This is a genomic window from Chitinophaga lutea, assembly GCF_003813775.1.
In the GTDB taxonomy this organism is placed as follows: domain Bacteria; phylum Bacteroidota; class Bacteroidia; order Chitinophagales; family Chitinophagaceae; genus Chitinophaga; species Chitinophaga lutea.
In genome coordinates, this window is record NZ_RPDH01000001.1 from 2,603,467 (window position 1) to 2,618,890 (window position 15,424).

The 15,424-nt window shown below is 53.7% G+C and carries 10 protein-coding genes and 1 riboswitch; of the genes, 8 read left to right on the forward strand and 2 right to left on the reverse strand.

Features of this window, described 5'->3' with window-relative positions:
* The first annotated feature begins 173 nt into the window (after positions 1-173).
* Positions 174-2,231 carry a hybrid sensor histidine kinase/response regulator gene (locus EGT74_RS10525; RefSeq protein WP_123846464.1) on the forward strand — a complete coding sequence of 686 codons (2,058 nt, stop codon included), beginning with the start codon at positions 174-176 and terminating at the stop codon, positions 2,229-2,231.
* Here EGT74_RS10525 and EGT74_RS10530 read toward each other — a convergent pair.
* Positions 2,221-2,439: a hypothetical protein gene (locus tag EGT74_RS10530; RefSeq protein ID WP_123846465.1), complete on the reverse strand. Its 219-nt coding sequence runs from the start codon at positions 2,437-2,439 to the stop codon at positions 2,221-2,223. The two genes, EGT74_RS10525 and EGT74_RS10530, sit on opposite strands and share 11 nt — an antisense overlap.
* A 105-nt stretch (positions 2,440-2,544) precedes the next feature.
* Here EGT74_RS10530 and EGT74_RS10535 point away from each other — a divergent pair, with 105 nt between their 5' ends.
* The 6 genes from EGT74_RS10535 (at position 2,545) to metE (ending at position 12,896) form a co-directional block, all read left to right on the forward strand.
* Positions 2,545-3,135, forward strand: coding sequence for an RNA polymerase sigma-70 factor (locus EGT74_RS10535; RefSeq protein ID WP_123846466.1), 591 nt, complete (start codon positions 2,545-2,547; stop codon positions 3,133-3,135).
* Positions 3,136-3,203: 68 nt separating this feature from the next.
* Positions 3,204-4,151: a FecR domain-containing protein gene (locus EGT74_RS10540; protein WP_123846467.1), complete on the forward strand. Its 948-nt coding sequence runs from the start codon at positions 3,204-3,206 to the stop codon at positions 4,149-4,151.
* Between the two features lie 93 nt (positions 4,152-4,244).
* On the forward strand, positions 4,245-7,526 hold the full coding sequence (locus EGT74_RS10545; protein WP_158618087.1) for a TonB-dependent receptor: 3,282 nt from the start codon (positions 4,245-4,247) through the stop codon (positions 7,524-7,526).
* A 10-nt stretch (positions 7,527-7,536) separates the two neighbouring features.
* Positions 7,537-8,946: a RagB/SusD family nutrient uptake outer membrane protein gene (locus EGT74_RS10550; RefSeq protein ID WP_123846469.1), complete on the forward strand. Its 1,410-nt coding sequence runs from the start codon at positions 7,537-7,539 to the stop codon at positions 8,944-8,946.
* An 11-nt stretch (positions 8,947-8,957) separates the two neighbouring features.
* Entirely contained in the window at positions 8,958-10,160 is a 1,203-nt protein-coding gene (locus EGT74_RS10555) for a thioredoxin family protein (RefSeq protein ID WP_123846470.1), read from the forward strand.
* Between the two features lie 83 nt (positions 10,161-10,243).
* A riboswitch (cobalamin riboswitch) is annotated at positions 10,244-10,438 on the forward strand.
* A 151-nt stretch (positions 10,439-10,589) separates the two neighbouring features.
* A complete protein-coding gene (gene metE / locus EGT74_RS10560; RefSeq protein WP_123846471.1) occupies positions 10,590-12,896 on the forward strand; it encodes a 5-methyltetrahydropteroyltriglutamate--homocysteine S-methyltransferase in 2,307 nt (768 codons plus the stop codon).
* A gap of 386 nt (positions 12,897-13,282) precedes the next feature.
* On the opposite strand, the gene aqpZ is transcribed toward metE, so the two are convergent.
* Entirely contained in the window at positions 13,283-13,993 is a 711-nt protein-coding gene (gene aqpZ / locus EGT74_RS10565) for an aquaporin Z (protein ID WP_123846472.1), read from the reverse strand.
* A gap of 106 nt (positions 13,994-14,099) precedes the next feature.
* On the opposite strand from aqpZ, the gene EGT74_RS10570 reads away from it, so the two are divergent.
* Positions 14,100-15,413 carry a PQQ-dependent sugar dehydrogenase gene (locus EGT74_RS10570; protein ID WP_123846473.1) on the forward strand — a complete coding sequence of 438 codons (1,314 nt, stop codon included), beginning with the start codon at positions 14,100-14,102 and terminating at the stop codon, positions 15,411-15,413.
* The last annotated feature ends 11 nt before the right edge of the window (positions 15,414-15,424 follow it).

Below are 15,424 nucleotides of genomic sequence, written 5' to 3' on the forward strand. Positions count from 1 at the left end.
ATCCAACCGTGGTGTGTTGTTAATTTAGGAAGGGCGTGGTTTTGTATCAACCAAAGAAATAATCGCTGCGGAAAGACAAAAAGCAGTTAACACCCACTCATCTCAACGGGCGGTACAACCCGTGTATTTTGTTAATCATTTGTTGCGCGAATGATCAAAAACAACGGTAGAAAATGATCAGTCACCGGTTCAATAACATCAAAAAAACAGGGCTCACGGCTTCCGTGCATGAAGATGATGCGCGCAAGATCATGGTGGTGAATTCGTTCAGCTTCCTGACCGCGCTGCTGTGCACTTTTTGCGGGATATCCCTTTCCGTTATATCGGGCGACTGGTTGATTTTTTACACTGCGATGGGCTTTGTGTGCGGTTTTCTCAGCATTTTATGGCTGAATGAAAAACGCCGGTTTGCCATAGCCAAATTCGGGCTGCAGTTCGTGTTCTGTTCCGTGATGCTCTACTATGGCTGCGTGTTCGGCGAAAGCACACAGGTGCATTTCCTCGGGCTTTTCCTGATCGGGGTGCCGCTGCTGATTTGTTCCCGGAAAGAAAATGCCCTTCGCTGCCTTTGTCTGACCTTGCCTTTGCTCACGCTGTTTTTGCTCGAAACCAATTATTACTACCAGGTGTTTACGCCGATGGACATGGACCGGAACACCACTTATATGTTCCGCTGGCTGATTATGACGGTGGTGGTGATATTGAACTTTATGGTGATCACATTTCACCAGCATAATATCAACAGCCTGCTCAAGCGGCTGCACCGTCGGAACGACTCGCTGCGGAAGAGGAACGAAATGGTGCAGCGGCAGGAAGACGCGCTCAAGGAAGCCAACCGCCGGCTCGAAAATTACAACGAAATGCTGGAACGCGAAGTGGAGCAGCGCACCCGGCAGCTGATGGACAACAATCTGGTGCAGGAAAAAATGCTGACGGACCTCAACACGAGCCTGCGCCGGCTCAAAGCGAAAGAGGATGAGCTGAATGAATATGTAGCCAGCCTGGAAACCGTCAAAGCCGAGCTGCTGCATGCCCGTGATGAGGCCGAGCGCGCGAATGCGGCCAAATCTTCCTTCCTCCGCGAACTGAGCCATGAAATCAGGAACCCGCTCAACGCCATCATCGGTATCAGCTACCTCATGCTGAACGACCGGCATACGCATGGCGAGCTGCCGCCGGGCGTCGTGAATTATATCGAGAATATCAGCACCAGCGGGCATAATTTGCTGGAGATCATCAACAACGTGCTGGAACTGGCGCGCATTGAAGCGGGCAAAACCGACAATATTTGCCAGGAACCTTTTGTGCTGCGGGATTGGATATACAATATCGCCGGTATTTACCAGCATGCGGCAAAGGTCAAAAATGTGAGCATACACGTGCAGGTGGACCACAAACTGCCGGCGCAGCTGCTGGGCGACCGGGTGCACCTGACCCAGGTGGTCAACAACCTGCTGACCAATGCCATCAAATTCACGCCGGCCGGGAAAAAGGTGACCCTTTCCTGCTTCCGCCAGGGCGCGGAAGCCTGGTGCATCCGGGTCACCGATGAGGGCGAAGGCATCCCCGGGGAAAAACAGGCGCTCATCTTTAAACCCTTTGAACAGGCCGACCATACCATTCACCAGCGGTTTGGCGGTACGGGGCTGGGACTGGCCATTTCCAAACGGTTCACCGAGCTGCTCGGCGGCCGGATCTCCGTCTGGAGCGAGCCCGGTGCCGGAACTGCCTTCACCGTCACCCTGCCGCTCCTCCAGGTCAATAAGACACTGAGCCGCGCCGCGGCAACGGTTATGCCCGCCAATACGGAAAAGGCGCCGGTCCAGACCGGGAAAAAAATACTGCTGATGGAAGACAGTACGGTGAACCAGATGGTGATGCAGGAGTTTTTCAGCTACATGGGCCTTCCGCTGCTGATAGCCGGTAATGGGGAAGAAGGGCTGGAGATGGCCCGCAAACACCTGCCAGACATGATTATTCTCGATATGCACATGCCCAAACTCGACGGGCGCGACGTGATCCGCGCCATCCGGCAGGATACGCTGCTGCAGCACGTACCGGTGATCGTCATTTCCGCAGACGCTTTTACCGAGCAGCGGGAACAGGTGCTGCGCGAAGGCGTGCACGAATACCTCATCAAACCGGTGCAGTTCGACGAACTGCGCATGGTGATCGATAAATACCTGCACAGTTCCATGCTGAATGAATCGCTGGAGGCCGTTACCTGCTGAAATGCCGGGTGATTTCTTCCGCCAGCTGCCCTACCAGCGCGGCATCCGCCGGCACTCCGGTGGTGCGGGCACGCAGGTTGTCTTCCTCATCCAGCTCAAAAATGATCGTCGTATCGCCTGCAGTGATATGAAACGACACGCTGTAACTGCTGGCGTAGGGCTGCACTTCGTACGACTGCCCGGCAATGGTGACGGTGAATGGTTCCATCCTGCAAAGATATATACCGGCCGCGATGCCCGACCGAAATGTTAATCAGCCTGTTAACAAGCCTCGCCTTGCGCTTTCCCCCTAACTGCCTTACATTTGCGTGGTATGGCTACTCAAACGGACAGAGAACTGGTGGAACTGGCAAGGGAGGAGCCCGTGGCCGGTTTCAGGCAGATATATGATAAGTACTGGGAGCTGCTTTTTAACATGGCAGTAAAAAGACTGCAGGACGCGGCCGAAGCCCAGGACCTGGTACAGGAAGTCTTTATGACGCTCTGGAATCAGCTGCACACGCTCGAACCGCGCGATTCCCTGCTGCCATACCTGCAGGTACTGCTCAGGAACCGCATCCTCAATATTTACGCCCGTAATGAAGTGAAGCTGAAGTACATCCTCCAGTTGCAGGACGATGTAGTTACTACGCATGAGAACACCGCCCAGCTGGTGGCGCTCAAAGAAGTGGAGGAACTACTGGAAAAGGCCATCCGCCAACTGCCCCCCAAAATGCAGCAGATCTTCCGCATGAGCCGCGAAGAACAAATGACGCCCGCGCAGATTGCCGCGCAATTATCCCTCTCCGTACAAACCGTGAAGAACCAGTTGAGCCGCGCTACCGAAAAAGTACGGCGCATCGTGGGCATTCACGTCAACCCCGCCGTGTTGCTGCTGGTTTTGCCGGCGGTAACCCCTTCCTGAAAATTATTTTTCTGTAAAGCATGGTACGTTCAGGCCTCCAACCTGTACTTAAGGCATAGCCGTGTATTATGCTGAATGAAAAATATATCCGATACCTGATCAAAAAACAGCAGCAGGAGCCGCTGACGCCCGAAGAAGCGGAAGCGCTCGATGCCTGGTACCAGAGCCTCGACGACCTGCCTGCGGAAATTTCTTCGCCGGCGCCGCTGCGCGAGGAAACCTGGCAGCGCCTGGAGCAGCACATAAAACCTAAATCGCTGATGAGGCGGTTACGCTGGCCGCTTTCCGCCGCTGCTGTAGGCCTGGTGCTGCTGGGCACGGGTTACCTGATGAACCGCACCGCACCGCCCGCCGCTACCACGGCACAAAGCTGGACGGTGGTGGAATGCCCTCCCAACAAAAGAATGAAAGTAAGCATGCCCGATGGCTCCGCCATCTGGCTCAATGGCGGCGCCCGCCTGGAATACGATGCCGCGTTTGCCGGGAATCGCCAGTGCCGCCTCACGGAAGGCGAAGCCTTTTTTGAAGTAGCGCCTGACGCCGCGCGGCCGTTCATCGTCCGCACCAGCCGCCTCGCCGTGAAAGTGCTCGGTACTTCCTTCAATGTGGCCGCTTACAAACAGCTGCAGAAAGAAAAAATCACCGTGTCCGGCGGCTCCGTGCAGGTGCTCGATTCCGGCGCCTGCAACGTGATATTACGGGCCAATGAAGAAATCGTTTACAACAACGCCGCCGACTTCGTCAAACGAACAGCCAACGGCCCGCAAACGGACAGCTGGCGGAACGGGGAGTTTTACCTCACCAACATCAGCCTCGAAGAGCTGGCTATCCGCCTCGAGCAGATCTACGGGTACAAAGTGGTGTTTGCCGATAAAGGCCTGAAAAACTGCGTCAACAGCCTGCGCTTCTCCGAGCGCGAGCCCGTCACCAAAGTGCTGGAGCTGCTGAAGCTCATCAACAAGGTAGAGTACCAAATAAAAGATAAAGAGATCACGCTGCGTGGCAGCGGATGCTAAGTATGCCATTTTCAAAATCACAATCAACATCCCGCGATGAGAGCATTTGAATCAACCAACCGCCTTTCCCGAAGTGCCGGGAAACTATGGATCATGACCTGCCTTTTGCTGGCAGGCTTAAGCATGCAGGTGCGCGCACAGGATTACCTGGACAAGCGCATCACTATCGCCTTCAGCTACGAAACGATCGCTTCCTGCCTGGAGAAACTGCAGGTGAAGAGCAACATCAACCTTTCGTACAATGCCAACGAGGTGAAGAAGTATTCCATTAACACCATGAGTTTTAATGAAACCAGCATCACCGGTATCCTCGATGCACTGTTTAAAAACACCAACCTCGCCTACCGGATCATGCCCGACGGCGTGGCCATTTTTACCAAACTGCAGGAACAGAAGCCCAAGGCGCCCGACCAGGTGATCAAAGGACAGGTAACGGGCGGTAAGGACAAACAGCCCATTCCCGGCGTGTCCGTACTGGTGAAGGGCACCTTCAAAGGCGTTACCACGGATGCCGATGGCAACTTCACGCTGGCCGTGCCGGCAGACCGCCACACGCTGGTGTTCTCTGCCATCGGCATGACCACGAAAGAAACCACGATCACCGGCCTGCAGATGAACATCGTGCTGGAAGATGATCCCAAAACGCTCTCCGGCGTGGTGGTAGTAGGTTATGGTACCGTTAAGCAGAAAGACCTGACCGGTTCCGTATCGTCTATCAACCCGGAGGAAATGAATAAACTGAACGCCTCCAATTTCGACGTGGCGATGGTGGGCCGTGCACCCGGCGTGCAGGTGGTGAAGTCTTCGGGCGCTCCCGGGGCGGTAGCCTCCATCCGTATCAGGGGCGGCACTTCAGCATTCGGCACCAACGAACCACTGTATGTGATCGACGGTATCCCGGTTGAGTTGGGAGACGGCTACGGTAACGACCGCTATATCACGGATTACAGCAGCAAAATTTCACCGCTTTCTTCACTGAACCCTGAAGACATTGAGCGGATCGACATTCTGAAAGACGCATCATCCGCGGCCATCTATGGTTCCAGGGCTGCGAACGGCGTGGTGATCATTACCACCAAGCGCGGTAAAGCAGGCCCCAAGCCCAATATTACCGCAGGGTACAATATTGCTTTCGATGATTTCCCTAGTACTTACAAGCTGTTGAATGCGGAGCAGTATCACAATGTGGTAAAGCAGGCATATGGTAACACCACACCGGTGACCGCACTGCCGGAAAGATACATCGCTTACCCGGGGGCCAATACGGATTGGGTGAAAACGGCCACCCGTACGAGCAGTTCGCAGAACGTATATCTCAACATCAACGGCGGAACGAACGATGGCAATACCCTGTATTCTTTCTCAGGAAGCATCACCGACCAGCAGGGTGTTATCCGCCATTCCAGCTTCAAACGGTATAACCTGCGCACAAACCTTGAAACAACGTTGTTTGACAAAATAAGAATAGGTACAAACATCAACTTCAGCGCACTGAATAACAACGGCAGCAGCCAGAGCCAGTTCTACAGCATCATGCAATACCGTCCGGACGTGCCGGTGTTTCAGACAGACGGCAAATATGGCGCTTCACCGGACAGTGTTACCGCCAACCCATACATACGTACCCGTTACCTTTCTACCATCGCCAGCCAGTCGCTGATGACCACTTTCTTTGGAGAGCTGGAACTGTTGAAAGGGCTGCGCTTCAGGAGCAGCATCGCGTTGAATATGAACCGGGGCGACAATGAAAACTATACACCCAGTTATGATCCGTTTGAGGCCCGCAACTTCAGAACGGGATCGCGGAAAGACAACAGCAGCAACTCATTTTCCCGCCTGTTCGAAAATACGCTTACTTATCTGAATGCATTTGGAAAGCACAATGTAAATATCGTAGGCGGTGCGAGCTTTACGACGCTGCGGACCCGTTTCAGTTTCATTGAATCTACCGGGTTCCAGAACGACGATGTGCTGAATCACCTGGGTGGCGCCGCTTCTATCCAGAAATATAACAGTGGCGGTACCAACAGCGGATTGCAGTCCTTTTTCCTGCGGACCAATTATAACTGGAGTGGTAAATATTATGTGACGTTTACCGGCCGTGTGGATGAGTCTACCAAATTCGGCCCCAATTACCGCTGGGCGGTATTCCCTTCCGGAGCGCTCGCATGGCGCCTTTCGGAAGAAAATTTCCTGAACGACGTTAAATGGGTACAGGACCTGAAGCTGCGTACATCCTATGGTAAAACCGGATCCGCCAACTTTGCAGATTTCCCTTATGCCAGTATGTTCGAAACCGGGAGTTTCTACAATAACAGCAATGGTGTGTACACGCCCGGTATTCCCAATCCCGATGCCCGCTGGGAATCTACCTACCAGTTAGATGTGGCGGTAGACTTCAATTTCCTCCGCAATAAAATCCGCGGCTCTATCGGGTACTTCTCCAAACTCACGAAAGACCAGGTATTGAACCGCGACGTAATCCGCGAAAGCGGCATGACCACGCAACAGTTCAACCTGGGAGACTTTTCCAACAAGGGTTGGGAATTCCAGATCGGGAGTGATGTTATTACAGGAAAAACATTTTCATGGCTGACTGATTTTAATATTACCCGTTACCGTAGTAAAGTGGTAAGCCTGAATGGCGGCAGGTATCTGAACATGCGCGTGGGGATGCCTATCGGCTATTTTGAAGGTTACAAGGTAGCCGGTATTTTCCAGGATAAAGCCGAGATTGACGCACTGAACGGAAAATCGCCTACCGGTACCTATCAGCAATCCAAAACATCGCCCGGGGACTTTAAATATGAAGACATCAACGGTGACGGCGTTATCACTTCCGCAGACCTGGTTCGCCTGGGCCAGGCGGAACCTGATTTCTATGGTGGCTGGAATAACATCCTGCGCTATCGTAACCTGGAGCTGACGGTGTTCTTCAATTTCAGCATTGGCAACCACCTCGACAACGTGGGCCGCAAAAACCTGCTGATATTTACAAGCAACACGAATAACTACGGTGCGGATATCCTCAATGCCTGGAGGCCTGATAACAAAGGCGCAGTATTACCGCGTGTGGTATTCGGCGACCCGAATAACAACAAGCGTGCATCGGATTATTTTATTGAAAATGCATCCTTCCTCAAACTTAAAAATATCCAGCTGAGCTACGTGCTGAGGAAACCGTTCCTGCGCAAGGCATATCTCAATAACATCAAGGCATATGCATCGGTCACCAACCTGTGGACCATTACCGGCTACAAAGGGCTGGACCCCGAGGTGAATGCGGCCGCGGCAAGCACTTTTGCGCAGGGGATTGACAATAACGTGTACCCGCAAACCAGAACAGTGACACTCGGTCTTAACCTGAACTTCTAAAAAAGAAACAATGAGAACAGTATTTCATAAAATATATCTGTCGGCTGGTTGCATGGTTGCGTTTGGCGCCTGCAATCTTGTGAACGTAACGGATGTGGAGCCCGTTAATAAAATATTCGAGGAAAATGCCATTACCACTGTCCAGAAAGCGCAAAGCGTTTTATATGGATGTTATGGGCAATTGAAAGGGGTGGAGTACCTCACCTATTTCGGAGGCGATGCCGCCCTGTTGGGGCTTACCATGAAGCCGGGCCCTTCGGCAGGTACGGAAAAGGCATATTTCGACAACGATGTCAAGCCTGATGATTACCATGTAGACAACCTGTATACCGCTTCCTACAAGATACTCAACAACGCGGCCCATATCATTGATAAAACCTCCAAACTCGTAACCGATGATCCCAGGAAAGAAGAGATCATCTCCGAAGCAAGATTTATTCGTGCATTGAGTCACTTTTATCTGTTGCGCCGGTATGGTCAGTTCTTTAAACAGGACTCCAAATATGGTATCACGCTGCGCGACATGCCGTTGAAGGAAGTGAAAGCAGAGCCCCGGGCCGATGTGAAAACAACCTACGATCATATTCTTGCGGATCTGGCTTATGCGGCTGAAAAAGGACCGCAGATGCTCGATACGGTGGCCGGGTCAACGCCCAGCGCCAAAAGGCTTGCCTTTTATGCAACACGTCAGGCCGCGCTGGCCCTAAAGGCGAAGGTGCATTTATATAAACGCGAATATGCCGAAGCGGCCGTTGCTGCGGAAGCCGTGATAAAATCGGGGAAATTTAAACTTGAGAACGAGTACGCGGATATCTTCACGAAAAAGATCATCGGAACACAGGAAGTGCTTTTCCAGCTGCCTTTCGATGATAAACAGGACAGGAATAACAAGGCCTTTATGTACCGTGCCTATTATCTACCGTCCGATTATTATGTGAACCTGATGAAAACGGATAAACGATACAACGCCGCCATCGCCGTGCTGCTGCCCAGCGGCGCTATTCGCAACAACAAGTTCAACGGTTCTTCCTTCAATGGCCAGACGCTGACCGCAGATACCGAATATTTCCTGCGCCTCGATGAAATTTATCTGATTCTGGCAGAAGCCAAAGCTCGTTTGGGCCAGACCGACGAGGCCTTAAAAGCGCTGAACGCCATACGTCGTCGCGCCCGGATGCCGGAGATTTCCGGGTTCAGCGGTGCGGCCCTGTTGGAATCAATCCGCATTGAAAAAATACTGGAGCTCGGAGCGGAAAGCGGTGAAGACTGGTACGATCTCATCCGTTACGCAACCGAAGGCAACCTGAAAGTGTCTGACTATAAACCGAATGTACAGCATGAAAACCGTTACATCCTCCCGCTGCCGCTGGCAACAGTGCGCCTGTCTAACGATGTAACCGAACAAAACCCTGGTTATTAAAAACTACCGACATGAACCAATCATTAAAAACCCTCTCTCTTTCTGCCATCCTGAGCGTTTGCATTTTTGCAACCGCTCAGGCACAGGAAGGCATCCGCTTCAACAGCCAGGGTGAATTCAAAGCCGTACTGGCCGAAAGCGAAAAAACGGGCAAGCTCATCTTTATGGATTGTTACACCTCCTGGTGCGCGCCCTGTAAATGGATGGAAAAAAATGTATTCGTCAACGATAGCGTGGCGGCCTTTTACAACGCCCGCTTCGTGAATTATAAAATGGACATGGAAAAGGGCGAAGGCCCTGCCCTGAACAAGCGCTATGGCGTTAAGGTGTATCCCACCTACCTGTTCCTGAACGGCAAAGGCGAAATAGTGCACAAGGCTACTTCCCGTATGGAAGCCGATGCGTTTATGGAGGAAGCCCGCAAAGCACTCGACCCCAAACGTTCATTTACCGCGCTGGAAAAGAAATTCAACGACGGTAACCGCAGCAATGAAGTGATGCTGGAATACGCCATCGCGCTGCAGCACTTTAACCGGCAAAAGGCGGATTCCGTAGGCCAGTTGCTGATTGCGCAGCTGAAGGATACAGACCTGCTGACAGCGACCGGGTGGAAAACGATCCAGCAGTTTACCTGGAGCGAAACCGACCGTTTGGGCGCTTATTTTATCCGGCACCGCGAAGCGTATGCAAAGAAATTCGGGGAAGAACCGGTGAAGAAGATGCATGAAAGGCTCATCTCCTCCGCGCTCTATGGCCTCATCCGTAAAAAGGACTCGGTAGCTTTCTTTACACGGCTGGCCCCCTGGAAACAATCGCCGGAGCAGGAATTGCAGAAGAAAGCTTTCCAGATGGAAGCGGAATACTACCTCACCAGCGGCAATGTGAAGGACTTTGTGAAACTGACCAACGAAGCCCTGGAAGGTGCCATGAAAAATGACGACATGGGACTTAGTTTCGTGGCCCGCAGATGCAGCTATATGGCTGGTAAAAACAGGCAGGTACTGGAGCAGGCCTATAAAATGGCGAAGCGCGCAGCGGAAATTGCCCCCGGGGAATACAGCAATCAAAGCACCTACGCGAAAGCCTGCCAGGAAATGGGATATAAGGAAGAGGCCCTGAAGGCCGCTGAAAAAACATACCAGCTGGCCCTGAAGGAAACGTCAAAGATACAGGGACTGGCACAGAAACTGATGGATGAAATTAAGGCGATGTAGCAAAACCCTGAGAGGCCGGTGATAAACCGGCCTCTTGTTTTATACGGAACTTATTATATTTGCCCCTGAGTTCTTTACTTATTTCTTTTCTTTCCACAGTGCGGTAGGCGGTGAAAGCCGTCTTTAATAAGGAACCGTGTGTAAATCACGGGCTGTCGCGCAACTGTAAGTAACCAACGTGTTACTGCCATCGATGTTCATTGTATTGACCTGAACAATACGAGAAGAACGGCAGTAATGTTACGAGCCAGGATACTTGCCCACTGTGTAAGACAAATGCTTTCGCGAAATGAAGCAGTAGTCGGGAACGGATGGGCATGCCCCGTCGTGTCTCATCATTCCTCACCTTCTACCCAATTCCTGAAAGCGTACCGGAAACTGTAAGGGACATTAATGCACATTAATGTTTCACTAAAAAGTTTTATGCGTATGCTTAAACACAACCTTGGCTACCCCAGGATGGGAGCCGCACGCCAGCTTAAAAAAGCCTGCGAACAGTACTGGCAGGGCCGCATCGGCCGCAGTGAATTATTTGTAACCGCCAAGCGCCTTCAGGAGGAGCACTGGCAATTGCAACAACAGGCTGGGATGGACCTCATCCCCTGCAACGATTTCAGTTTTTACGATCATGTGCTCGACATGAGCCTTTTGCTGGGCGCCGTACCGGACCGTTATGCCCCCGTGGTAACGGACGTCCCGGGCAACGCGGAGATCGACCTTTATTTTGCCATGGCCAGGGGATACCAGCAGCATGGGCTCGATATCACCGCCATGGAGATGACCAAGTGGTTTGACACGAACTATCATTACATCGTTCCCGAATTCACCGCCAACCAGCAGTTCCGCATCATTTCCAACAAGGTATTCAATGCTTTCGACGCGGCCAGGCATACCACCGGCACCATTCCCAAGCCGGTGCTGATCGGCCCTGTGTCGTATTTGCTGCTGGGCAAGGAAAAGGAACGCGGTTTTCACCGGATATCGCTGCTGGAAAAACTGCTGCCCGTGTACATCGAGGTGTTGCAGAAGCTGCAGGAAGCCGGCGCCGTATGGGTGCAGCTCGACGAGCCCTTCCTGGCGATGGACCTCAGCGAGGCGGAAGCCGCGGCTTTCCGGAACGCCTACGCGGAAATCGCCCGCAAGTGCAAAGGCCTGAAACTGATGATCGCCACCTATTTCGAAGGGTTGCGCGATAATATACAGCTGGCCGTGAACCTGCCGGTATGCTGCCTCCACCTCGACCTGACGCGCGCCCCTCATCAACTCGAAGCCGTACTGGCAGCCATGCCGCCCAAAACGTCGCTGTCTCTAGGCGTGGTAGACGGAAGGAATATCTGGAAGAACGACTACGAACGATCGTTGTCGCATATACGGAAAGCAGTGGCGGTGCTGGGGGAGGACCGGGTGATGATCGCACCGGGTTGTTCGCTGCTGCATTCCCCCGCTGATTTGTCGCTCGAAACCGCCCTTGACCCCGAAATGCGCTCGTGGATGGCGTTTGCCAAACAGAAGTTGCATGAAGTGTATGAGCTCGATGCGATTGTTGCGGGGAATACCGCCCTGCTGGAAGCCAACAGCGTGGCCATTGCCGGCCGCCGCACATCGGCCAGGATTCACGTGCCCGCTGTAAAGCAGCGCACGCAGGCCATTACGGATGCGGACGCCGCCAGGCTGAGCGCTTTCCCGGAAAGGCAGCGGGTGCAAACCGAAAAGCTGCGCCTGCCGCTGCTGCCCACCACTACCATCGGCTCGTTCCCGCAAACCGATGAGGTGCGCCAGCTGCGCGCGCAGTTCCGGAAAGGGGCTATCACGGCCGAACAATACGATGCGGCCATCGAGGAGGTAACCTTGTCGGCTATCCGCTGGCAGGAGGAAGTAGGCCTGGATGTGCTGGTGCACGGAGAGTTTGAGCGGAACGACATGGTGGAGTATTTCGGCGAGATGCTGGACGGTTTTGTGTTTACGCAGAACGGTTGGGTGCAGAGTTATGGCAGCCGCTGCGTGAAACCGCCGGTTATTTACGGCGATGTAAGCCGGCCGCGCGATATGACCGTTCGCTGGACGCAGTTCGCGCAGGCGCAGACGGAGTTGCCCATGAAGGCGATGCTCACCGGTCCCGTAACCATTTTACAATGGTCGTTTGTACGGGACGATCAGCCCCGTTCCGAAACTACTTACCAGATAGCACTCGCCATCCGCGACGAAGTGCAGGCGCTGGAACGTGCCGGTATCGGCATCATCCAGATCGACGAGCCGGCCATCCGCGAAGGCCTGCCCTTGCGCAGGGCGGATCGCGAAGCCTACCTGCACTGGGCCGTACGCGCCTTCCGCGTGGCGGCCTGCGGGGTGAAAGACGAGACACAGATCCATACACATATGTGTTACAGTGAGTTCAACGATATCATCGAGCACATCGCAGCCATGGACGCGGATGTGATCACGATCGAAACCTCCCGTTCGCAGATGGAGCTGCTGGAAGCCTTTGCCGGATTCCGGTACCCCAATGAAATCGGGCCCGGTGTGTACGACATTCACTCCCCGCGTGTGCCCGGTGTGGAAGAAATGACGGCATTGCTCCGCAGGGCGGCACAACTGCTGCCGGTGCGGAATCTTTGGGTGAACCCGGATTGTGGTTTGAAAACGAGGAAATGGCCGGAAACGAAAGCGGCCCTGGAGAACATGGTGGCCGCCGCCAGGGAGGCCAGGGTGTTGTTCAATGAAAATGTGGTGGTGTAAATGCTTCACCTGTTGATAAAAAGGCTGGCCGGTTTTACACTGGCCAGCCTTTTTTATAATTGGTCCCAGCCTCATCAGGTTTTGCCATATGCCCTTTTTTAAGGGGTGGAAGCCCTGATTGGGCCTGTTTGAACGAAGCTTCAACGAAGCTTCCCTGGGTGATCAACGAAGGATCACCGGAAAGTTGATCCTTCGTTGGAGGTTCGTTGGTCCTTCGTTGAAGGTTCGTTGAACACCGTGCAAACACCCGCCTGGCGTGGGCCGTTTTTCTGATTGTTTGGCTGGTGGCGGGTTTGAGGGCGTCATTTCCCTCTTTTATTTGAAATTGGATGGCGCAGCCCCTGCACCAGGTTAACACCCTGGTACATGGAGCCTTAGCGATGGAATTACGGTTTTTTCTCCAGTACCCGCCACACAATGGCCGCGGCGATGCCTCCCACGAGCGGGGCGACAATAAACAGCCACAGCTGCTGCAGCGCTTTGCCGCCGGCAAACAGCGCCGGACCGAAACTTCTGGCCGGGTTTACGGAAGTACCGGTGATGGGGATGCACACCATGTGCACCAATACCAGGGTGACGCCGATGGCAAGACCGGCCATGGTGCCGTTACCCCACTTCGAAGTGGTGCCGAAAATCACGAAAAGGAACAGGAATGTAAACACGGCCTCGGCGAGGAAAGCGCTGGTAATATTGTACCCGCCGCCATAACCTTCGCCCCATCCGTTGGAACCGAGGGCGTATTCTCCCAGTTCCCAGCCCGGGCTGCCGGATTGCAGCAGGTATAATACCCCGGCTGCGAGGGTAGCGCCGATAAATTGGGAAACAATGTAGCCCACTGCTTCGCCGGACTTGATTTTACCGGCCGTCAGCATTGCTACGGTGATGGCAGGGTTAATGTGACAGCCGGAAATACCCCCGATGGCGTAGGCCATCACCACCACGGCCAGGCCGAAGGCGAAAGAGATGCCCAGGAGGCCCAGGCCGGCCGGTCCGCTGGCTGAAACACCTGCAACAACGGCTGCACCGCAACCAAACAATACTAATGAAAAAGTGCCGATCAATTCGGCAAAGTACTTCGTGGAGGATTTGATTTCCATGTAGATAGAGGTTTAGTTCCTGTTAAAACAACAATAATGCCGTCTTTGTTTTTGACTTTTTTTGGCAACATCCTTGTGGGCACTTATACCATTAAACCATCGTCTTATGAAACAGTCCCTTTTTATACTCACCATATGTTCGCTGGCGGCATGCAACAACGCCGGTCAAAAAACGCCGGCAAAGGAAGACAGTACTGCCCTTGCCCAGGAGGCCCCGGCTCACGTCGATTCGCTGCCCGAGCCGTATGCGACCGACACCGTGAGGAATTTCAGCAAAGTAATAGGCTGGCCCGATGGGAAAAAACCGGTGGCCCCCGAGGGGTTTGTGGTCACGAAGTTTGCCGACAGCCTGCGTAACCCGAGGTGGCTCTACGTACTGCCAAACGGGGACGTGCTGGTGGCCGAAGCCAAAAAGAAACAGAACCTCGCCAAAAAAGCAGAAGCGGTGATCAGCGGTAAAGCCAGGTCTGAAAGCGGCAGCGGCAGTGCCGACCGCATTACCTTGTTGCGGGATGCCGATCTCGATGGCAAGGCGGAAACAAGGGAAACCTTCCTGGAAAACCTGCACTCCAACTTCGGGATGCTGGTGCTGGGCAATAATTTTTACGTCGCCAATACGGACGCCCTGCTGGTGTTCCCGTACGAAAAGGGAAAGAAGCCTGCGGGGAAAGGCAAACAAATCCTCACCCTGCCTGCCGGCGGATATAATAATCACTGGACGCGCAACATCGTGGCGAACGCGGATGGATCCAAAATATATGTAAGTGTAGGCTCCGGCAGTAATGTGGGAGAACACGGCATCGCGTATGAAGCCCGCCGCGCCGCCATTCTTGAAATAAACCCCGACGGCAGCGGGGAGCGCATCTTTGCGTCCGGCTTGCGTAACCCTGTGGGCATGGATTGGGCGCCCGGCACCAATACGCTTTACACCGTGGTAAACGAGCGCGATAACCTGGGAGATGACCTCGTGCCCGACTACCTCACCAGTGTGCGGGATGGCGGCTTTTATGGCTGGCCATGGTATTACTGGGGCCATCATGAAGACCCGCGCCTCACCAGTCCGGATTCTACCCTGAAAGCAAAGTCGATTACGCCTGACCGTGCGCTGGGGGCACATACGGCTTCATTAGGCCTCGTTTTTTACAAGGGCCGGAGTTTCCCTGCCAAATACCACAACGGCGCGTTTGTGGGGCAGAGAGGGTCGTGGAACCGGGCGCAATTATCCGGCTATAAGGTGGTATTCGTGCCTTTCTCCAATAACAGACCCGGCCAGCCGGAAGATTTCCTGACCGGGTTTATCGCCAATGCAGGCGCCAGCGAAGTGTATGGCCGGCCGGTGGGCCTGGCCATTTTACCCGATGGTTCCCTGCTGGTGGCCGATGATGCGGCGAATACGATCTGGCATGTGAAGAAACAGTAAACAGCGGCATG

What these genes read in the sequence shown, in the direction of transcription:
- EGT74_RS10540 (WP_123846467.1), top strand. Translation starts at nt 3,204, where the DNA reads ATGCTGAATGAAAAATATATCCGATACCTGATCAAAAAACAGCAGCAG.
- EGT74_RS10525 (WP_123846464.1), top strand. Translation starts at nt 174, where the DNA reads ATGATCAGTCACCGGTTCAATAACATCAAAAAAACAGGGCTCACGGCT.
- EGT74_RS10550 (WP_123846469.1), top strand. Translation starts at nt 7,537, where the DNA reads ATGAGAACAGTATTTCATAAAATATATCTGTCGGCTGGTTGCATGGTT.
- metE (WP_123846471.1), top strand. Translation starts at nt 10,590, where the DNA reads ATGCTTAAACACAACCTTGGCTACCCCAGGATGGGAGCCGCACGCCAG.
- aqpZ (WP_123846472.1), bottom strand. Translation starts at nt 13,993, where the DNA reads ATGGAAATCAAATCCTCCACGAAGTACTTTGCCGAATTGATCGGCACT.
- EGT74_RS10555 (WP_123846470.1), top strand. Translation starts at nt 8,958, where the DNA reads ATGAACCAATCATTAAAAACCCTCTCTCTTTCTGCCATCCTGAGCGTT.
- EGT74_RS10535 (WP_123846466.1), top strand. Translation starts at nt 2,545, where the DNA reads ATGGCTACTCAAACGGACAGAGAACTGGTGGAACTGGCAAGGGAGGAG.
- EGT74_RS10570 (WP_123846473.1), top strand. Translation starts at nt 14,100, where the DNA reads ATGAAACAGTCCCTTTTTATACTCACCATATGTTCGCTGGCGGCATGC.
- EGT74_RS10530 (WP_123846465.1), bottom strand. Translation starts at nt 2,439, where the DNA reads ATGGAACCATTCACCGTCACCATTGCCGGGCAGTCGTACGAAGTGCAG.
- EGT74_RS10545 (WP_158618087.1), top strand. Translation starts at nt 4,245, where the DNA reads ATGACCTGCCTTTTGCTGGCAGGCTTAAGCATGCAGGTGCGCGCACAG.